The sequence below is a fragment of the Streptomyces sp. SM11 genome (assembly GCF_002910905.1).
Lineage (GTDB): Bacteria > Actinomycetota > Actinomycetes > Streptomycetales > Streptomycetaceae > Streptomyces.
The window spans coordinates 1-21,037 of the sequence record NZ_NEUE01000238.1 but is presented as its reverse complement, the minus strand read 5'-3'; the positions used below and the strand labels follow the sequence as shown (position 1 = coordinate 21,037).

Sequence of the window (21,037 nt, the reverse complement as noted above, 5' to 3'; positions counted from 1 at the left end):
CGAGACAGAGATGGCCCCGACAGCCGCCACGGCCCCCCTCCTCCGGGATGTCTTCCACATCAAGACATCCATCTCGACCTCCGACTACGTGCTCAAGCTCGCCGAGGCGGTCACCGAGGACGGTGCGGAGGACGCGCTGCGGAACTACGTCGTCACCGAACGGCTGCTGGAGAACTTCGACGAGGCCCTCGGGCTGATCAAGGCCGCGCTGGACGGGCACACCTCGAAGGCCGCGTATCTGCACGGCTCGTTCGGTTCCGGTAAGTCACACTTCATGGCCGTTCTGCACGCGCTCCTGCGCGGGGACGAGGCCGCACGGGCGCGGAGGGACTTCGACCCGGTCCTGGGCAAGCACGAGTGGCTGGGCGGCGACCGCAAGAAGTTCCTGCTCGTGCCCTACCACATGCTCGGGGCCAAGTCCCTGGAGCAGCGAGTGCTCGGCGGATACGTCAGCCATGTCAAGGCGCTCCATCCGCAGGCCCCGACCCCGCAGGTGTACCGGACCGACGCCCTCTTCCAGGACATCCACTCCCACCGGGAGCGGATGGGTGACGCGGCCTTCATCCAGGGTCTCGCCGGGGCGGACTCGGAGGCCGGGGCCAAGGCATCCGACGGCGACGGGGACGACTGGGGCGACGAGTTCGCGTGGACTCCCGAGCTGCTGTCCACCGCGCTCGCGGCCGAGGAACTGGGCGGGGACGAGATCGCTCCCGACCTGGTCAACCCGAGCACCCCGGCCGAGCTGCGCGCCAAACTCGTGCACGACGCGTGCGCCACGTGGTTCCCCGGTTTCACCCGGAACGCCGCCGAGGACGAGCACGGCTTCATCTCGCTGGACGCCGGCCTCGCGGTGATCGCCGAGCACGCCAAGTCGCTCGGCTACCACGGGCTGATCCTCTTCATGGACGAGCTGATCCTCTGGCTCGCCAACCGGGTGCACGACCAGAAGTTCGTCTCCCGGGAGGCGGACAAAATCACGAACTTCGTCGAGGGCGCGGACTCCCGTCGGGCGGTGCCGATCGTGTCTTTCATCGCCCGCCAGCGTGACCTGCGGGAACTGGTCGGCGAGGAGATCTCCGGTGCGGCCGAGGCCGCGATCCAGGACAGTCTGCGACTCGCCTCGGGGCGCTTCGACACGATCACGCTGGAGGACCGCAACCTGCCCCAGGTCGCCCACGCCCGGCTGCTGTCGCCGAAGAACCCGGAGGCCGCCGCGAAGCTGGACGCGGCATTCGCCAAGATCAAGCGGGTCGGGCCCCAGGTATGGGACGTGCTGCTGGGGTCCGATGAGGGGACGACGGGCGCGGACGAGGAGTCGTTCCGGCTGACGTACCCCTTCACGCCCGCGTTCATGGACACGCTGGTGCACATCTCCTCGGCTCTTCAGCGGTCCCGTACCGGTCTGAAGCTGATGGGGCAGCTCCTGGCAGCGCACCGCGACTCCGCGACCCTGGACAACCTGATCCCACTCGGCGATCTGTATCCCGTGATCGCGGACGGCGGGGACAAGCCGTTCGTGGACAGTCTGAAGGTGGAGTTCCAGGCGGCCGACAAGCTGTACCGCGCCAAGCTCCGCCCGCACCTGCTGGCCACGTACGAGATCACCGAGGAGGACATCGAGCGCTACCGGCACCGTCGTGACACCATCACCGATCCGCAGCTGACCAACCGGTGCCGGGGCTTCATCGGCGACGACCGGCTGATGTGCACGCTGCTGCTGTCCGCGCTGGCGCCCAGCGTGCCCGCCCTGCGGGACCTGACCATCCGGCGGCTCGGAGCCCTGAACCACGGTTCGGTCCTCTCCCCCATCCCCGGTGCGGAGGTCGGGGTGATCAGGACGAAGGTCGACGAGTGGGCCTCGCGGTTCGCCGAGATCAAGGCGACCGGCACGGACGCCAATCCCGGTGTGCGGCTTGAGCTGGCCGGGGTGGACGTCGACTCCGTCATCGCCAACGCCGACGTGAACAACAGCTCGTCCAACCGGCGGGCCCTCGCCAAGCGGCTGCTCGCGGAGGAGCTGGGGCTATCGCTCCAGGAACGTCTGGTCGCGGACGAGTTGCACCTCGTCTGGCGAGGATCGGAGCGCACGGCGGAGGTGGTCTTCGGCAACATCGCGGACGCCGACGACTTCCCCGACCACGATTTCTCGCCCGGTCAGGACGGGCTGTGGCGGATCGTCCTGGACCTGCCCTACCACGAGGGCGAGTCGGGGCCCGTCGAGGACGCCAACCGGATGGGCACCCTGCGCACCCTCCCCGGGGCCCGGCCCCGTACCGTCGCCTGGATTCCGACGCACCTGTCCGCCGCCCGGTTCAAGGACTTCCAGCGGCTGGTCGTGATCGACTACGCGCTGGCGGACCAGCGGCGCTTCGACACCGTGTACGCGCGGCACCTCAACGCCGACAACCGGGCCCGCGCCAAGGGTCTGCTCGAAGGACAGCGGGACTCACTCACCAAGGCGGTGAAGGCCGCGTTCAAACAGGCCTACGGATGTGCGGACAAGAAGCCGAGCGACGTCGACGTGTCGTTCAACGAGCACTTCGAGCCGCTGCCGGACATCTCCGGGCTGCGGGTGTCCATCGGGATGTCGCTGCACGCCGGGATCCGCCATGTCGTGGACAAGCTGCTGGCCCACCAGTTCCCCGCCCACCCCGACCTGGACCCGGAGAACACCGGTACGGCAGTGCGGTCCTCCGACATCCGCACGGTCTTCGGGCACATCCGGGCGGCGACGGAGGCCGGCGACCGGCAGGCGGAGATCCCGGCCAAGGACCGGTCCGCGATGCGGCGGATCGGCACGCCACTCGGCCTCGGGCAGCAGAAGGAGGCGTACTTCCGGCTCTCCAACCGGTGGGTGGACCACTTCGGCCTCCAGGCCCGTACCGAGGGCGGCCCGGGCGATCTGAGCGTCGTCCAGCTCACCGAGTGGATCGACCGGCCGGCTCCCATGGGGCTCGATCCGCTGCTGGCGCACCTGGTCATCGCCGCCTACGCGGAGATGGACGACCGGGTGTGGGTGCAGAGCGGTTCCCTGCTCGACCCGGCGCCCGAGCCGTCCGCCGTCAAGCCGGTCTACGCACTCCGCTCCCAGCCGCTGCCGGACGAAGCAGTCTGGGAAGAGGCCGGACAACGGTTCTGGGAGATCTTCGGGGAGCAGCCGCCGAAGCTGCGGCGCGGCCGGATGGTCGGCCTGCTCGCCCGGCGGATCGGCCACCAGGCCAGGACCTACCAGCCGCACGCGGCCGACCTCGTACGGGAGCTCGAGAAGCGCTCCGTGCTGCTCGGCCTGGACGAGGCGGACGAAGGCGGCCGGCTCGCACTGGCCCGCCGTTCGCGGGACCTGCTCGACTCGCTGGTAACGCTGGAGCGGGAGTCTGCCGGCGGCTCGGCGGGGGCCAAGCAGATCATCACCGGCTTCGCCGGCTTCGACCTCGGTGAGGTGTCGGCAGGACGCTACGGGGCGTCGGTCAAGCAGGCCGAGGGGGTGGCCTCGGCTCTGGCAGGAGCTGCCTGGGACATGCTGAGGCTCGCCCCGAACTACGGTGCGGCGGGTGAGGCGGTCCTGGAGTCGCTGCGTGGAGCAGCCCGTGCCGACCAGCGCACCACGGATCTGAAGGGTGCGCTCGGCGAGGCGCGGAGCGCACTCGTGGCGGTGATCGACCGGAGCCAGCCGGCCACACCCGTGGCTCCGCCTCCGGCCACCGCCCCCGCGGCCGACCGGCCCGCCACACCGAACGACATCGACCTGAACACCGGAGCGAACCGGCCTCCGGTCCCGACGACCCACCCGCTGCCGGGGCGTGCTCCCCGTCGGTCAGGAGGAGGACGGACCACGGCGGCCCGCGCCATCGCCGAACTGCAGGCCGAGCTCGCGGGGCTGACCGCGGCGGAGCCCGACGCGACCGTCGAGATCACCTGGCGGGTGGTGGAATGAACCGGCCGACGACCGGCACGGCCGGTGCGACGAACACCGCGGCCGGCGCGGTGCGGCTCAACACGGCTACCGTGACCCAGTACCTGGCCTCGCAGTCCGCAGGCCTGACCCAGGGCAAGCGCCGGGCGGTGCTGCTGCGGGCGGAGCCCGTGTGGGACGGCCCATCCCCGCTGACCTGGGGCGAGCAACGCCGGGCCGTGGTGGTGGGCGCCCCCTCGCCGCTGGCCGCGTACGAACTGGTCCTCGCCCACCAGCGCCCGGCGGCCGCCGGGCCCGATGTCCTGGTGGTCCTGACCGACCGGGAGGAGGCAGACCTCGGGCCCGACCTGCTGGCGAAGGTGCACAAGCAGCGGGTGAACGCGGTCGACACCTGGGACGTCGTGCGGGAGGCTTTCGCTGCCAGGGGGAGGGATCCGCGTCTCGAACAGGACAACTGGGCAGCCGAAGCTCTGCTGGATGCCAGCCCGCCGGGGGGCTGGCCGCAGCTCGGGGGCGGCATACTCACCCGTTCCACCGCCCTGACCTCGCTCGCTCTGCGCAGGCTGGGCATCGGTCGGTACGACCCCGACCGCGACCCGGGCGACGGTGACGCCGGTGCGTCGGCCGAGCCGGAAGCCAGCGGCGATCCGGCCGCGGAGGGTCCGCCGGAAACCCTCGCGAGTGGCGACACCCTTGATGTGCACACCTTGCTCCGGTGGTCGCTGACGCCCGGCGGCCCCGAACGGCTGCTGGCCCTGCGCAGGCCGGAGCGGGACGGGCTGGCGGACTTCCTGGGCAAGGATGACCGGACCGGGCCGGCCGGGCAGGCCCTGATCACCCTGGTCGACGCCGGACACGGGCCGGACGCCGTGGCGTTCGGGCTGGTCTGCGCCGCCCTGTGGGCGAGCCCCGGGGCCGAGGCCGAGGACTACCGGGCCCGTGGGCGGGCCGAACGCTGGTTCGGCGAGGAGCCGCCCGTACGGGGCGAGGCACTGGACTCGATGGCGGCGGCATTCGGACGGTGCTGCGAGGAATTCGTCTCCGGGCTCCTGCTGACCGGGCGCACCGGTGCCCCGGACCCGGCGGCACAGGCACGCCGCCTGGCCGGTTCCACGCTCGACCGGGCCTCCTCACTGGTTCGCCAGTTCGGTGCGGAACGGGCTGCCCGCACAAGTCCCGTACTCGCGGAGGGACTGGAAGCCCTGTTCGACGCGGCGGGGCGCGCGTTGTCCGACGGCGGACCGGAGGGCATCAACGGTGCCGTGGACGCGCTGGAGGAGCACCGGCAGGCAGCTGACCCCGATGCCTGGACCCGTATCCGACGGGTCGTGATGGCCCAGCGGCTGGCCCGTTGGCTGGCCACCGGGCCCGAACCGGAAAGTCCGCACGTCGAAGCCGGGATCGGCCGCCACATGGCGGAGACCGCCTGGGTCGACCTCGCCCTGGACCACATCGAGGCCGGAGGTGACCCCGCCCCCTCGCTCACCTCCGCCTACAACACCCTCTGTGCCGCGGTACGCGAACAGCGGCGCGAGATCGACCGTCGCTTCGCCGGCCTCCTCGCCACCTGGACTGCCAACGGCACCGACCCCGGCATGATGCTGACCGTCGAGACGTTCCTGCCGACGGTAGTCGCACCAGTGGTGAAGGCCGGGGAGCGCCGTGTCCTGCTGCTCGTCCTGGACGGCATGAGCGCGGCGATCGCCTCCGAGCTGGGCGAGGAACTGCGCGAACACTGGGTCGAGTACGACCCGCTGCCCAGGGCGAAGGGCACACCCCGGCGCCGGGGCATGGCCGCAGCGCTTCCGACCGTCACGTCGGTCTCCCGGACCTCCCTGTTCGCCGCACGGCTGATGTCGGGCACCCAGGCGGACGAGAAGCGGCTGTTCCCCGGCCACCGTTTCTGGGGCGGCGCGGACGCCGCGGTGTTCCACAAAGACGATCTGCGGAGCGAGAGCAGCGGAAGCACCCTCGGGGCAGGGCTGCGTGACGCGCTGGCCGGGGACCGTACCCATGTCGCGGTGGTGCTGAACACCGTGGACGACAGACTGGCCGGTGACCAGAAGCTGGGGGACGGCAGCTGGCGGTTGAACGACATAGGGCAGTTGCGGCAATTGCTGCGGCTGGCCGCCGAGCAGGGTCGCGCGGTGATCCTCACCAGTGATCACGGCCACGTCGTGGACCGGCACGGAGTGCGGACCGACGCGGGCCGTCCGCTCTCGGCCCGGCACCGAGTGGCCGGGGGGCCGGTGGGCGACGCGGAGATCCGGCTGGCCGGACCACGGGTCCTCGCACCGGAACCGGGGGGTGCGATCGTGGCGTTGTGGGACGCCGACTCCCGCTACACCGACCGGCGGGCGGGCTACCACGGCGGGGCGTCCCTGGCCGAGGTCACCATTCCGGTGCTGGCGTTCCTGCCGTTCGGCGCCCAGCCGCCCGGCGGCTGGCGAGAGCTGGGCAGCCAGCAGCCGCCGTGGTGGTCACTCGACCCGCGGCCGGCCGCGAGCACGTCAGCGGCGGCTCTGCCTCCTCTCAAGCCCGTCCAGCGCAGGAAGACGCGGCCGCAGGCCGACAAGGGCCCGGACGCGCTGTTCGACGTCACACTCACCCCGAGTACGCCTGCGGAAGGGGGCGCCCTGCTCTCGGTCGGGCTGGTGGTGCCGCAGGACGCGCTCGTCGACGACCTGCTCGCGTCCGAACTCTTCGCTACACAGGTCACGGTGCTGGCCCGCAAGCCCAACCTGCTCCAGGTGGAGAAGGCCATACGTGCGCTGCTGGACGCCGGTGGCACGTTGCCGGTGACCGCGCTGGCGCAGCGAGCGGGTGTGCGCGCCAGTGGGGCCGACGGTTTCGGAGCCGTGCTGCGGCAATTGCTGAACTTCGACGGCGCGCAGGTGCTGGAAGCGCTGCCGGACGGACGGACGCTACGACTGGACGAGGCGCTTCTGCGGGAACAGTTCGAGCTGCGGTAGCCCGGCGCGGATGCCGGGCCCTGGCGGCCCGGCACCCACTGTCCCTCAGGTGAGTTCGCGCAGGATACGGAGAAAGCCGCGCAGTTCGTCACTCAGCCGCGATGTGAGGGGCTCGGCGTCGAAGTGCGCGATGCTGTTGCGGATGACCCGGACGCGGTCGAGCTGGCGCACGAACTGGATGCGGTTCATGCGCCAGTCGAGGGCTTTCCAGTTCTCGTCGGCCTTCGCGCGCAGCGCCGGATTCTGCTGCTCGCCGTCCAGCAGCTTCACGTAACCGTTGAACATCAGGTCGGTGATCAGGCCCGTCTGCATCCGCGCCTGGTTGGGCTGGACGGCACGGATCGCGTCCGGGCCGATCTTCGCGCCGAGACACTTGCGCAGCCGGAACTCGATCTCCCCGATGACGAAGAACGGCCAGGCGGTCGCACCGAACCTCTCGGTGATGTCCGCCGCGGTCACGATGCCGCTGAACGATCCGTTGTTGGCACGGACCAGCAGATATCCCTCCTCGCTCACCCGTGGGAGCAGCGAGAAGAAGTCGTGGTGCGCCTCGACGACGGGAGGGTCGATGAGCGCTTCCGGCAGGCTGGGGTGGTTCACCTTCTCGTAGGCCTTGACCACCGATCGCCAGGTGACGACGCCGTGCAGGATCGAGCCGGCCTCGATGACGGGGATCTGCGAGTAGTTCCTGCTCCGCATGAGATAGGTGACCTCGGAGAGCTTCTTGTCCGGCGTCACCGAGCACAGACCGCTCACGGCGGCCGGGATGTCGCCGATCCTGATGGGATTCTGTGGCAGCCCGCCGCCGGGCAGTTCCTCCGGCTCCTCCTCGGACGGCTCGGGGGGATCCGGAACCGCCGCGCGGGCCACGATCTGGATGTCGGCGCCGCTGCCGCACGTGGCGAAGTCCGGGAGGGTCGACAGACCGGCGTCCTTGAGTGCCTGTTCGATGAGCGGGACCGTCAGCTCGTTCCGCAGGCGGGCGCCGAAGAGCGCCAGGAGGCGCAGCACGGGGATCTGCTTGCCCTTGAGAGCGCGGAGCTCCGCCTCGGTGGGGTGCTGGGACATGGCGGCGCTCACCGGTCCTGTGCGTCGCGGAAGACGGTCCGCTTGCCCATGGCCGAGTCCACCAGCGCGAGCAGCCGCTCGGCACGGTGCTCGTAGAACGTCTCGAAGTCGTCGGTCTCCAGCGCGGTCAGATCGACGAGATGCGTGACCAGGACGTCGCCGAACCACTCCGGCCGCACGCCCGACTCCAGCGTGAGCGTCTTGAGATAGGCGTGCGGTGGGCCCGTCATGCTCTTGCTGGCGCGCAGGGAGAGGGGGGTCTTGTTGACGATCGAGTTGGCGTGCGCGGCGCGGCCTCGGTGGTTCTTCGTGATCCACTCCTTGGGGAAGATCGGCCGGACGTCCACTGCGTGCTCCACCAGCCGGTCGGGGACCAGCGGGCCGTCGGTGAAGTACCAGTCCACCGCGCCCTGCTTGATGAGGAGGGCGTAGATGCCCTTGTAGGCGGCACTGTTGCGGGTGGTCAGCGTGTCCAGCCGGTCGGAGAGGAAGGCGGCCTCGGCGACGGTGTCGGGCACCAGGACGCTGCCGTCCTCGCGGATACAGCTGACCAGCTGCTCGACGTCACGGGTGAAGCGGCTCTCGGTCGACCCGCCGTACATCTCCCCCATCACGCCGCACCAGTACCACTGGGTGATCCGGTCGTCCGCTCCCGGGCTGTCCGTCTCGTTGCCGATGAGGGCCCGGACGGCCGCGAGGGGCACCAGCTGGGTGCGGTAGGGGAGGTCGGCTGTGCGGACGATGCACTGGCGCCGCAGAAAGCCCCCCACCCAGGCGAATGCCTCCGCCACCCTCGGTGCGAGCCGGCGGAAGTCCTCCAGCGGCAGTTCGAGCAGGTCCCGGCGTTTGCAGGACACCGAGATGCTGCGGCCCGACCGTTTGGCCTCCCAGGTCCGGACCAGGGCGACGGCCTGGAGGAAGTCGCTGCTGCTCAGGCCGTCGTCGGGCCCCGCCTCGGGTCGGCCGAACACCGGATAGGCGGAGGTGAGCTTCTTCTTGATCCCGTGCCACTCGTCCGGGAGACGGTAGTAGTCGCCGTGCTCCTCGGCATGTGCCTGATTGCCCGCGTAGGTGGCGGTGAGCAGTTCGAAGACGTTGAGCGGCACGCCGCCCGTGTTGACTCGCTCGAAGACCGCGCACACGGCGTCCATCGTGGTGGTGGCGGACAGTTTGATCATCGGTACGTCGAACGACAGCATGTTGTGCAGTACCTGCTCCTGGAACTTCATCCAGACGGGCCAGTTGGCCGGATTCTTGACGAACTCCTGCTGCCAGGCGCCTACCCGTTGCGTGTCGAAGACGTAGTGGAGGGGAAAGAAGCCGGCTTCGCACTCGAGCTCGACGGAGCTGAGATCTCGTCCCGGCCTGCGGGCGAAGTCCCTTTTGAGAATGCGGTCCTCGGGCACCGAGACGATCGCGTCGTCCCGGTCCGCCGCGGGCCCTACCGCTTTCTCGATGTCGACGTAATACCACCGCTTGAGGTCCTTGCCGCGAGCGTCGACGGTTTCCACCGGCTTGTCCTGGTGCAGCGCCTGGAAAAGTGAGGTGAGCCGCTGTTGCCCGTCCAGCAGCAGCAGGTCCGGCACCTGTGTCTCACCGTCCTCCGCGCCCTTGAGTGCTCGCGCCTTGAACTGGGGAGTGCCTCCGGTGTGCAGCGCCATCACCACGCCGAGCGGGTACTTCAGGGTCACCGTCGCGATGAGCGCCCTGATCCGCTCGTCGTCCCACTTCCACTCCCGCTGGAAGTCCGGCAACTGAAGTGCGCCGGATGTGACGTCCTTGAGTACGTCCTTGAGGTCCGGATTGTCGAGCGCCACGTTGCCTATTCCCCACCTTCGACCGAAACTATGCAACTGATAATAGGAGCAAGGGAATAGCGTTGGTGTCAATCATTCGGCCCTCACGATGATCCGCTGAGGCGATTTTCAGCCGCATGTTCGCCGAGGTCGGTCGGATGCGAGACTGGCCGAGTGAGTAACGACCGCCTCGAACGCACCGGTTCCGTCAGTGCCGCCCGCCGCCGCGAGGTGATCGATGCCCTCCGCCGGGGAGCCGTCCCGGAAAACGGGCTCGATCTGCTCGCCACCGGGCTCGGCAGGTTCGAGGAGGCAGTCGACGCCGAACTGGACACAGCGGCCTCGGGTGGTTCGGTCTTCAAGGCGGTGCGGGGTGAATACGGGTCCGGCAAGACCTTCTTCACCCGGTGGCTCGGCGAGCGGGCCAAGCGCCGCAACTTCGCCGTGGCCGAGATCCAGGTTTCGGAGACCGAAACGCCCCTGCACAAACTGGAGACCGTCTACCGCCGTCTCACCGAGCGACTGACGACCTCCGGCTTTCCCCCGAGCGCGCTGCGCCCCGTCGTGGACGCCTGGTTCTACGCGCTGGAGGAGGACGCGCTGTCCGCGGGCGCCGCCGAGGAGGATCTCGCGGGGGAGGTGGAACGGCTGCTGGCGGCACGGCTCAGCGAGGTGTCCCGGCACGCCCCCTCCTTCGCCACCGCGCTCCGCGGCTACCGCACCGCACTGACCTCCGGTGACGAAGGAACCGCGGCCGCCGTGCTGGCCTGGCTGGGAGGCCAGCCGCATGTGGCCGCCTCGGCCCGCAGGGCCGTCGGTGTCCGCGGCGACCTCGACCACTTCGGGGCCTTCGGCTTCCTCCAGGGCCTGCTCACCGTGTTGCGCGACTCGGGACACAAGGGCCTCTTCATCGTGCTGGACGAGGTGGAGACACTCCAGCGGGTCCGCTCGGACGCACGGGACAAGGCGCTCAACGCTCTGCGCCAGCTCATCGACGAGGTGCACTCAGGGCGCTTTCCCGGCCTGTATCTGCTGATCACGGGGACCCCCGCGTTCTTCGAAGGCCAACAGGGCGTGCAGCGTCTGGCGCCGCTGGCGCAACGGCTCGCCACCGATTTCACCACCGACCCCCGCTTCGACAACCCGCGTGCCGTGCAGGTGCGGCTTCCCGGCTTCACCCACGCGTCCCTGGTGGGCCTCGGCACCACGATCCGTGACCTGTACGCGGACGGTGCCGGCGATTCCGGACGGGTCAAAGCCGTCGTGGACGACGCATACATCTCGGAGCTGGCCGCCGCGGTGGGCGGGGCTCTCGGAGGCCGGGTTGGCGTCGCGCCCCGGCTGTTCCTCAAGAAGCTCGTCGGTGACGTCCTGGACCGGGTCGACCAGTTCGACGACTTCGATCCGCGTCAGCACTACGCGCTGACCATGAGTTCCAACGAGATGAGCGACATCGAGCGCAACGCGGCGGCGACCGACGCCGACGAGATCGAGCTGGACCTTCCATGAGCGAGCCGTCCGGACCTGCCGGGTCCACTGATCCACTCGATCTGCTTCACCCCGGGCTCGTCCATCACATCGTGAACACCCTTGGCTGGGCCGGGCTGCGGCCCCTCCAGGAGGAGGCCATCGGGCCGCTGACCGGCGGCGCGGACGCCCTGCTGCTCGCACCCACCGCCGGAGGCAAGACCGAAGCGGCGTGCTTTCCCCTGCTGTCCCGTATGGAACGGGAGAGGTGGACCGGCACATCCCTTCTCTACGTCTGTCCGCTCAAAGCCCTCTTGAACAACCTGCTGCCCCGGCTGGAGACCTACACTTCTTGGCTGGGACGCACCGCGGCCCTCTGGCACGGGGACGTGGCCCAGACCCGCAGGAGGCGCATCCTTCGCGAACGCCCTGACGTGCTGCTGACCACCCCGGAGTCACTTGAGGCGATGCTGGTCAGTGTCAACGTCGACCACACGGCGTTCTTCTCCGGTCTGCGCGGCATCGTGGTGGACGAGGTGCACGCCTTCGCCGGCGACGACAGGGGCTGGCACCTGCTCGCCGTGCTGGAACGGCTGGAACGCGTAGCGGGCCGTCCTGTCCAGCGCGTGGGGCTTTCGGCGACGGTGGGAAACCCGGAGCAGTTGCTGACGTGGCTGCGAGGAGCACGCTGCCGTGACGAGCTGGACGATCATGGCGCACGGGTGATCGCTCCCCGGGCGCCCTCTGCGGTGACCCCCTCATCGGCTCCCTCGGAGACGGCCCCCGCCGGCGATGTCCAACTGGACTACGTGGGTTCCCTGGCCAACGCGGCCACGGTGATCGCCGCGTTGCACCGGGGCGAGAAGCGTCTGGTGTTCTGCGAGTCGCGCAAACAGGTCGAAGAGCTCGGGCAGAGCCTGCGCGCCAAAGGTGTCACCACTTTCCTGTCACACGCCTCGCTCTCCGCTGACGAGCGCAGACGTGCGGAGGAGGCCTTCAGCGACGCCCGCGACTGCGTGATCGTCTCCACGAGCACACTCGAACTCGGGATCGACGTCGGAGACCTCGACCGCGTCGTCCAGATCGACTCACCGAGCACGGTGGCGTCCTTCCTGCAACGCCTCGGCCGTACCGGCCGCAGGCCCGGATCCCAACGCAACTGCCTCTTCCTGACCCTCGACGAGGCGGCACTGTTGTCTGCGGCCGCCCTTCTGCTGCTGTGGACACGCGACTGGGTCGAGCCCATTGTCGCTCCGCCGGAACCCCGGCACATCGTCGCCCAGCAGATCCTCGCGCTCTGTCTTCAGGAACAGCGGGTGGGAGACCGCCTGTGGCAGGAGTGGTGGGGCGGGCTGGGCCCGTTCGGCCCCGCGTCCGAGCCCCTCGTACGGCATCTGCTGGAAGCCGGGTTCCTGAACCGTGACACCGGTCTGATGTTCATCGGACCCGAAGCGGAAAAACGCTTCGGGTATCGGCACTTCATGGACCTGACCGCTGTCTTCACCGCCGCCCCGGAGTTCACCGTCCTGACCGGACGCACGGAGATCGGTACGGCGGACCCCGTCCTGCTGACGGAGCGGGTCGCGGGCCCACGTCGTCTCCTGCTCGCCGGGCGCAGTTGGCAGGTGACCTACATCGACTGGTCGCGCCGCCGCTGTTTCGTCGAACCGGTCGACGGCGGTGGAAAGGCACGCTGGGGCGGCGTGGGTCTCTCCCGTACGTCGTCCTACGCGCTGACCCGAGCTGCCCGAGAGGTCATGCTCGGCGCGACACCACGGGTGGCGTTCACGCGCCGCGCGGACGGCGCTCTCGATCAGCTGCGCGCCAAGGGGAAGGAACTGGTGGACCCTGTTGGCACGGTGCTGCTGCGTGGCGGCCGCGACACGAATGTTCGCTGGTGGACCTGGGCCGGATACAAGGCGAACGCGACACTGGCAGCCACGCTCGCATCGGTATCCGACCCTCTTCAGCGTCCCACCGACATGTATGTGCGGCTCCGCGAAGATCTCACGTCGCAGGAATGGCATCGGGCGAAGTCCGACGCCGGGGAGCGCCTGTGCCTCCCGGTGGTGGACCCCCGGGCCCTCCAAGGGCTGAAGTTCAACGCGGCTCTCCCTCCTCGGCTGGCCGAGGCCACACTCTCGGCCCGGATGGCGGATCTGGACGGGGCGGCCTCGGCTCTCGCCGAACCCGTAAGGTTCACGAACCGGGTCATCTGAACCTTCGGGTGCGGGGAGACGTGAGGAGAGACCCGGCCGGGAGCTCCGATCGTAGGCCGACGGGTCCTGCCAGACGAAGGGGCGCCGATGGGAATGCCGTCAGACCCTGCCTGCTTCCCGGGCCCTTCCTGCTTCCCGGGGTCAGAACACCGGCAGCCCCGGTGCCGGGTACGCGTCCATCAGGTCCTTCACCTCCTCCCGCACCTTCTTGATCACAGTCTCGTCGCCCATGCGAGCCCCTTCGACGGCCGTGTCGATCCATCCGGCGACGGTGGCCATCGCGGAGGCGGGAATGACCCGAGAAGTGAGCGCGGGGGTGCCGATGCGGATCCCGGAGGGGTCGAAGGGCTTGCGGGGGTCGTAGGGGACGGCGTTGTGGTTGACGACGATTCCCGCGCGGTCGAGTGCTCCGGCCGCGGTTTTGCCGGGGACGTCCTTGTTCGTGAGGTCGATCAGCAGGAGATGGTTGTCGGTGCCGCCGGAGACCAGGTCGAAGCCACGGTCGGCCAACTGCTCCCCCAGCGTCCGGGCGTTGGCCACGACCTGATGGGCGTACGAGCAGAAGCCGGCGGTGGCGGCTTCGCCGAGGGCGACCGCGATGGCGGCCGTGGTCTGGTTGTGCGGGCCGCCCTGGAGGCCGGGGAAGACCGCGCGGTCGATGGCGCGGGCGTGAACGGCGGTGCTGAGCAGCATCGCGCCGCGCGGGCCGCGCAGGGTCTTGTGGGTGGTGGAAACGACGTCCGTGTGGCCGGCGGGCGAGGGGTGCGCGCCGCCCGCGATCAGGCCCGCGATGTGCGCGATGTCGGCGACCAGGACGGCGCCCGTCTCTCTGGCGATCTCGGCGAAGCCCGCGGAATCGATCGTGCGCGGCACGGCCGTGCCGCCGCAGAAGATGAGCTTGGGCCGTTCGGCGAGGGCCAGGTCGCGGACCTCGTCCAGGTCGATCCGGCCGGTGTCGCGGCGGACCCCGTACCGGATGCCGCGGAACCAGCGGCCGGTGGCGGAGACGTACCAGCCGTGCGTGAGATGGCCGCCCATCGGGAGGGACATGCCGAGGACGGCGTCACCGGGCTGCGGTGGCGCGGAACTGGGCGAGTTGTTGCGTACGTTCCCCGATTCCGGCCCCGCGCGGCAGGTGGGGCCCGCGATCGGCGAGCAGATCAAGGACCGGGTCGCGGCGGTGAAGGGGGCCGATCCGTGCGCGGCCACCGCGGTGCTGCGCAGACTCGGCACCACCGCGTCCGAACTCCCGGACGAGAGCGTGAAGTCGCTGCGCGCCGATGCCGACAAGGGTGTCCTGGACGGGGTGTACGCCTGCGGAGTCGACCAGTTCAAGGACAGGAAGTTCGGCGACGCGCGCAGGACGCTGACCGATTTCGCGCGGACGTACAAGAGCGACGGGCGGGTGCGGCAGGCGCGGAACATCGCCATAGCCGCGGAGATCGCCGACGACCGGCCGGCCGCGGGCAAGCGGCTGCCGGCGTCGAAGCGGCCCGGCGGTGCCCGGATGGAGCTGGTCATCAGCAATGACGCGCCGAACGCGGTCGAGGTGCTCTACACCGGTCCCGTCGCCGGCACCGTCACGCTGAAGGCCTGCGCCGGCTGTGGACGGTACAGCGCCTCCGCCGGAGCGCGGCAGGCCTGCAAGGCGAGCGGCCGGAGCTACCCGAAGGCACGGCTTCGGCTTCCCGCCGGCGAGTACCACTTCCTCTACAAGCACGGCACGGGCGCGGCCGCCGGGGTGGACAGCTACTCCTCGGGGTCGAGGGTCGAGCCGGGCTACACGTACACCAGCTGCACCTATGTCACCGAGCGGAATCCGCTGGGGCTGGAGCTGCCCCAGCTCCCGGACCTGGTCGAACCGGTGCTCAGCCCTTGGGGCGCGGGTGCTTCTCGATGACCCGGCCGTCCAGGTACGCGGTGAGGTGGGCGCCCCCGTGCGTGTCGGAGACGTAGACGCGCAGCACCGGGCGGTCGTCGTGGAAGGGTGACGAGGGGTCCACGATCACATAACGGCTCTCCGGGTCGGGGATGTTGAGCGTCTTCTCCGCCGTCCTCAGCAGGGCGGGCAGCGCGTCCCAGTCGACGGAGTCCAGGTCGACCGTCGTGTCCGTCGACATCAGCGTGCCGCCCATCTCGTCGTTCTCCGCCCGGCCGTCGCGGTAGCTGAAGCGGTCGTACAGCGCGGCGTTGGACTTCAGCGGCGCCTCGGCCGAGGCGTGCTCGTCGAAGAGGTTGAAGTCGGTGACCTTCGTCCCGCCCATGAGCGGCTCCAGCGCCTTGATCGCCGCCCGCGCCCCGTCCGGGGTCAGCAGGTTCTCGGCCTCCGGTACGTCCTTCTCGTCGGATGCGCCGGGCCCGTCGGGCCCGTCGGGCCCGTCGGGCCCGTCGGGCCCGTCCGACTCGTCGGCGACCGGGCTCCGCGTCGGGGCGGGGGCCTGGGGCGCGCTCGCCCTGTCCCGGGGGCGGTCGTCGCTCCCGGAGCCTTGGGAGGAGAACGGGTCGACCATCCAGAGGATGACGCCCGTGATCACCACGGCCGCGACGACGGACGAGGCCGCGCCGATCATCCGGACGCGGCGCAGCGTGCGCTGTTGGCGCTCCGCGGGGGCGGGGGCGGGGCCGCCGGTGACGGCCTGCGGGGAGCCGTGGCCGTAGCCCGTCGGGACCCGGTCCTCCGGCGCGCCGGGACCGGCGGACGTCGGTGGCCTCCGGTCGGGCGTGGGCTCCGGCGTGGGCCCCGGTCCGGGCGGAGACACGGCGGCCGCCTGCGTGGGGGCGGCGTGCACGGACCCGGGGTGCGCGGACGCCGGCCGTTCCCGTACGGGCTCCGTGGGTGTCGGGGCCGTGCTCCCGCCGGTGCGCGCGGCCTCGGCCAGCAGGCGGTCGAGGGTCTCGGCGTCCGGGCGGGCGGGGATGTCCCGGGTGAGGAGCGCGTTCAGCACCGGGGTGAGGGCCCGGGCCCTCACCGGCGGCGGGATCTCCTCGTCGAGCACGGCGGCCAGCGTGGCCAGGGTGGTGGCCCGGCGCAGCGGATGGCGGCCCTCGACGGCGACGTACAGCATCATGCCGAGCGACCAGAGGTCGGACGACGGATCGCCCTCGGTGCCCCGGATGCGCTCGGGGGCTATGTAGTCGGGCGAGCCGATGAGGGCGCCGGTGGCGGTGAGGCTCGTCGACTCCCGGATCGCGGCGATGCCGAAGTCGGTGAGGACGGGGCGGCCGTCGGTGCGCAGGAGCACGTTGGCGGGCTTGACGTCGCGGTGCTGGATGCCGGAGGCGTGGGCGGCGCGGAGGGCGGAGAGGACGCCGCGCCCCAGTTCGGCGGCCTCGGCGGGCTCCATGGGCCCGGCGGCGAGCCGTTCGTGCAGGGAGGAGCCGGCCACCAGCTCCATCACGATCCACGGGTAGCCCTCCTCACCGGGGTCGACGATGTGGTGGACGGTGACCACGTTGGGGTGGTCGACCCGGGCCAGGGCGCGGGCTTCGCGCAGCACCCGGGCGCGCAACGTACGGGCCCCTTCGGGGTCGTACTCCGCGAGCGCCGGGTCCGGGGGCCGTACTTCCTTGAGCGCGACGTCGCGGTGGAGCGCCTCGTCGTGGGCCCGCCAGACCATGCCCATGCCACCGCTGCCGAGCCGCTCCACCAGCGTGAAGCGGCCGTCGATCACCCGTCCCGAGGGGGCCTCTGCGCTCATGGGCCGTAGCGTACGGGGGGCGTAGGACAACGGGGAGCGGGGGCCGCGCCAGCGGCAGGACGGACTCGGGTGGCCGACTGCCGTACGCCGTGGGCCGGGCGCCGGCCGACCGCCCGGGCCGGGGTAGCTGTCAGGCCGAGGCGCGTTTGCGGGAGGATGCCGCCTTCTTCTCCGAGGTGCCGCCGCTCGACGACGTCTGCTTCTTCACCGCGGTCCTCCTCGCCTCGGTCTTCGTCGCGGTCGTCCGGCTTCCGCCGCTTCCGCCGCTTCCGGTGGACTTCTTCGCCGTCGACGAGGACTTCTTCGCGCCGGTGGACTTGGGGGCGGACTTCTTCGTCGTGGAGCTTCCGGAGCGGGTGACCGTCTTGCCGGTCGGCGTGCGGCGCGTGGCCTTCTTCGTGGTCTGCCCGGACGACTTCCCCGACTTCTTCCCGGCGGCCCTTCCGGACGTCTTCTTGATGGGGCGGACATCGGCCATGCCGTCCTCGCCCTCGTCCTCCGTCCCGGTCCCCTGCTCTCCCCGGGACTTCCTGGCCGCCTGCACGCTGTTCTCCAGGGCCGCGATCAGGTCGATGACCTTGCCGCCGCCGGCCTCCTCGGTCTGCGCGGGCAGCACGCTCTCGCCGGAGGCCTTCGCCGCGATGAGTTCCTCCACCGCCTCCCGGTAGTCGTCGTGGAGGCTGTCCATGTCGACCTCGCCGAGCGTGTCCATCAGGGCGTCCGCCAGGTCGAGTTCGGCGTCGCGGACCGTGACGTCGGCGTCCGGGGCCACGCCCTCGGGGGCGCGGATCTCGTCCGGCCACAGAAGGCCGTGCATGGCGATCACGTCGTCGACGACGCGGAGCATGCCGAGCCGTTCACGGCCGCGCAGGGCGTACTTGGCGACGGCGACCTTGTTGCTGCGCTTGAGGGCCTCGCGGAGCAGGGTGTACGGCTTGGCGGCCGGGACGCCGTTGGCGGAGAGGTAGTACGCCGCATCCATCTGGAGCGGGTCGATCTGGTCCGCGGGCACGAAGGCGACGATCTCGATCGTCTTCGCCGTGGGCAGCGGGAGCCGGGCGAGATCCTCGTCGGTGATCGGGATCATCGTGCCGTCGGCGTCCTCGTAGGCCTTGCCGATCTCGCCGGCCTCGATCTCCTCCTCGTCCAGTTCACAGACCTTGCGGTACCGGATCCGGCCGCCGTCGGCGAGGTGGATCTGCCGGAAGTGGATCGAGTGGTTCTCGGTGGCGTTGACCAGCTTGATCGGAATGCTGACCAGCCCGAAGGAGATCGCGCCGTTCCATATGGACCTCACCGTTCACCCCTTGTCGACCGTCGAACACTCTTCGGCTTCCCAAGCACCCCATGCCCGCTAAAGACGCTTTGGCTGCTAGGGGAGCTTTCTCATGGTTTCGTGTGATTCTTATCGTATGACGCCGATCACCGAGGTGGAGGGGCGACGGGTCTCGCTCAGCAATCTCGACAAGGTCCTGTATCCGGCCACCGGCACGACCAAGGGCGAGGTGCTCCACTACTACGCGGCCACCGCGGGCGGCGTGATCCTGCCCCATCTGCGCGACCGTCCCGTGTCCTTCCTGCGGTACCCGGACGGGCCGGGCGGCCAGCTCTTCTTCACCAAGAATCCGCCGCCCGGTACGCCCGCCTGGGTGGCCACCGCCGCCGTCCCCCGGAGCGAGGACCGGGCAGCCCGGCAGGTGGTCGTGCGGGATCTGGCCTCGCTGATGTGGGCCGCCAACCTGGTGGTGGAGTTCCACACCCCGCAGTGGCGCACGGACACGCCGGAGGTCGCCGACCGGATGGTCTTCGACCTGGACCCCGGCTCCCCCGCGACCGTCGTGGAGTGCTGCGCGGTGGCGCTCTGGCTGCGGGAGCGGCTGGCGGCCGACGGGCTGTTCGCGTACGGGAAGACGTCCGGGTCCAAGGGGCTGCATCTGCTGGTCCCGCTGGAGGCCGCTCCCTCCGGCGAGGTGTCCGCGTACGCGAAGCGGCTCGCGGTGGAGGCGGAGGCGGCCCTGCCGGGGCTGGCGCTGCACCGGATGAGGCGCGCCCTGCGGCCGGGCAAGGTCTTCGTCGACTTCAGCCAGAACGCCGCGGCGAAGACGACCGCCACGCCCTACACCCTGCGCGCCAGGCCCGAGCCCACCGTGTCGGCTCCGGTCACCTGGGACGAGATCGCGGGGTGCCAGGAGGCCGGGGACCTGGTGTTCCGCGCCGGGGACATGGCCGCCCGGCTGGACCTGCACGGCGATCTGCTCGCCCCGCTGAACGATCCGGAGCGGGCGCGTCCGCTGCCGGTGTGACGCGCCGGGCCGGACCGTGTGACACGCCGGGCCGGCCGGTGCGACGCCTCGGCCGGCCCGGCGCGACGCTTCGGCCGGAGGGCGGGCGCCCGCCGTTCACAGGTATCTCACTGCCGAATCGTCTTGACCGGGTCATGACCTCGTTACGGCCCGAGGAAAGGCCACAAGTGGCGGGTGGATTGACGGAGCCGTGGTGCACACTCTGCGCAGGCGCTTTCTGCGGGGCGCGCCGGGAGGGGTGTGACGGACAGCGCGCGCCACGGGCGTGCCGGTCCGGGCGCTGTCGTGGTCGTGGGGAGGGGATGGCGTGTTCTCGGGGATCGACGAGGTCGACTGGGCTTCGATGGAGCATGCCTATGGGCCTGCCGACGATGTGCCGGAGCTCCTGCGGGGGCTCGCCTCCGACGATCCGGCGGAGCGGGAGACGGCGCTCGACGGCATGTACGGCGCGGTGCACCACCAGGGCGATGTGTACGCGTGCACGCTCGCGTGCATCCCGTTCCTGTTCGAGCTGGTCGTGGATCCGGGGGTGCAGGACCGGGGCAGCGTGGTCGAACTGCTCACCAGCATCGGCGGCTTCGACCTCGACGAGGACGACGAGGCGGAGATCGACGAGGACGAGATCGAGGGCGCCGCGAACTACGCGATGGCGGCTGCGGCGGTCACCGCGGGCGCGGGGGTGTTCGTCGAGCTGATCGCCGACGAGGACCCCGGGGTGCGGCTCGCGGCCCCGCTGGCGCTCGCCACGCTGCACCGGCACCCCGTGCGGGTGCTCGCGCTGCTGCGGGAGCGGCTGCCGGTGGAGCCCGACGAGGAGGTGCGGCTCGCGCTCGTGGAGGCGGCCGGGCGGGTCGCGCTGCGGCATCGGCCGCTGACCGGGCGGGTCGCGGAGTGGCTGGGCCGGCTGGCGTCCCTGGCGCACTCCCCGGGGCTGCGGCTCGCGGCCCTGGCCCAGTTGGCGCGCTGTGCGCCCGACGGGCTGCCCGGCGATGTGGTGCCGGTGGTCTCGGGACTGCTGCGCGAGATGCGTTCGGCGCCGGAGGGGGACGCCGCCCCGGAGGGGGACGAGCCGGACCCGGACGCGGAGCCGGTGGAATCCGAACAGGCGGACTCCGAGCAGGCGGACTCCGAGCAGATGGACGCGGAGCAGATGGACGCGGAGCCGGTGGCCGCGGCGGAGACCTCCCGGGGCGAGCAGGTCGCGACGCCGACGCTCGTGGGGCAGCTGCGGTCGCTGTCCGCCCAGGAGAACGCCGGGCGCGGCACCCCCTGGGCCGCGGATCTGCTGCGCACCCTGCACGTCGGCCTCGACGACCGGGTGGGTGACCGCACGGCGCTGCTCGCCGACCAGTTGCGCAGCCCCGACCGCCGGCAGCGCATCGACGCGGTGCGGATGAGCGGCGGGCTGATACGGGCCTGGCGCGGCCCGTACGAGGAGTTGGTGGCGCTCGTCGGCGATCAGCTCTCCGACCCCGAGCCCCGGCTGGCCGAGGCCGCGTCCCATGTGCTGGAGGAGTTGTTCTCCCTCGCCGCGCCCGCCGCGGACGCCCTGGCCGCCCGGCTGGCCGCCGAGCCCGGGGACTGGGTGAAGACCTGGGCCG

9 protein-coding genes and 3 pseudogenes are annotated in these 21,037 nt (G+C 70.9%); 7 read left to right on the top strand and 5 right to left on the bottom strand.

Going from position 1 to position 21,037, the window contains the following annotated elements; genetic code table 11:
* Nucleotides 1-10 precede the first annotated feature (10 nt).
* Nucleotides 11-3,934: a phage resistance protein gene (locus B9S58_RS24885; RefSeq protein WP_103534295.1), complete on the top strand. Its 3,924-nt coding sequence runs from the start codon at nt 11-13 to the stop codon at nt 3,932-3,934.
* The gene (gene pglZ / locus B9S58_RS24880; protein WP_103534294.1) at nt 3,931-6,885 is read left to right on the top strand and encodes a BREX-2 system phosphatase PglZ; all 2,955 of its coding nucleotides are present in this window, start codon (nt 3,931-3,933) and stop codon (nt 6,883-6,885) included. Before B9S58_RS24885 ends, pglZ begins: the two co-directional genes overlap by 4 nt.
* 45 nt (nt 6,886-6,930) lie before the next feature.
* Here pglZ and B9S58_RS24875 read toward each other — a convergent pair whose 3' ends face one another.
* Together B9S58_RS24875 and B9S58_RS24870 are read right to left on the bottom strand one after the other, a co-directional pair.
* Nucleotides 6,931-7,965, bottom strand: coding sequence for a CBS domain-containing protein (locus B9S58_RS24875; RefSeq protein ID WP_258044975.1), 1,035 nt, complete (start codon nt 7,963-7,965; stop codon nt 6,931-6,933).
* On the bottom strand, nt 7,962-9,770 hold the full coding sequence (locus tag B9S58_RS24870) for a DUF262 domain-containing protein (protein ID WP_103534293.1): 1,809 nt from the start codon (nt 9,768-9,770) through the stop codon (nt 7,962-7,964). The genes B9S58_RS24875 and B9S58_RS24870 overlap by 4 nt, the downstream gene beginning before the upstream one ends.
* 153 nt (nt 9,771-9,923) lie before the next feature.
* Between B9S58_RS24870 and brxD the strand changes: the two genes are divergently transcribed.
* Both brxD and B9S58_RS24860 read left to right on the top strand, forming a co-directional pair.
* Nucleotides 9,924-11,258: a BREX system ATP-binding protein BrxD gene (gene brxD, locus B9S58_RS24865; protein WP_103534292.1), complete on the top strand. Its 1,335-nt coding sequence runs from the start codon at nt 9,924-9,926 to the stop codon at nt 11,256-11,258.
* Complete coding sequence (locus B9S58_RS24860; RefSeq protein ID WP_103534291.1) at nt 11,255-13,435, top strand: DEAD/DEAH box helicase; 2,181 nt, start codon at nt 11,255-11,257, stop codon at nt 13,433-13,435. The genes brxD and B9S58_RS24860 overlap by 4 nt, the downstream gene beginning before the upstream one ends.
* A gap of 141 nt (nt 13,436-13,576) precedes the next feature.
* Here B9S58_RS24860 and glyA read toward each other — a convergent pair.
* A pseudogene (glyA, locus tag B9S58_RS24855) lies at nt 13,577-14,512 on the bottom strand (serine hydroxymethyltransferase); the annotation flags it as partial.
* On the opposite strand from glyA, the pseudogene B9S58_RS24850 reads away from it, so the two are divergent.
* Nucleotides 14,496-15,335, top strand: a pseudogene (locus B9S58_RS24850) (hypothetical protein); the annotation flags it as partial. The pseudogenes glyA and B9S58_RS24850 sit on opposite strands and share 17 nt — an antisense overlap.
* Here B9S58_RS24850 and B9S58_RS24845 read toward each other — a convergent pair.
* On the bottom strand, nt 15,304-17,133 hold the full coding sequence (locus B9S58_RS24845) for a serine/threonine-protein kinase (RefSeq protein ID WP_181009444.1): 1,830 nt from the start codon (nt 17,131-17,133) through the stop codon (nt 15,304-15,306). The pseudogene B9S58_RS24850 and the gene B9S58_RS24845 overlap by 32 nt on opposite strands.
* Before the next feature lie 130 nt (nt 17,134-17,263).
* Nucleotides 17,264-18,430 (bottom strand): Ku protein, encoded by a 1,167-nt coding sequence (locus B9S58_RS24840; RefSeq protein ID WP_103534289.1) that lies wholly within the window; start codon nt 18,428-18,430, stop codon nt 17,264-17,266.
* A gap of 115 nt (nt 18,431-18,545) precedes the next feature.
* Here B9S58_RS24840 and ligD point away from each other — a divergent pair, with 115 nt between their 5' ends.
* Together ligD and B9S58_RS24830 are read left to right on the top strand one after the other, a co-directional pair.
* Entirely contained in the window at nt 18,546-19,436 is an 891-nt protein-coding gene (gene ligD / locus B9S58_RS24835; RefSeq protein WP_103534288.1) for a non-homologous end-joining DNA ligase, read from the top strand.
* 307 nt (nt 19,437-19,743) lie between these two features.
* Nucleotides 19,744-21,037 (top strand): annotated as a pseudogene (locus B9S58_RS24830) (PBS lyase); the annotation flags it as partial.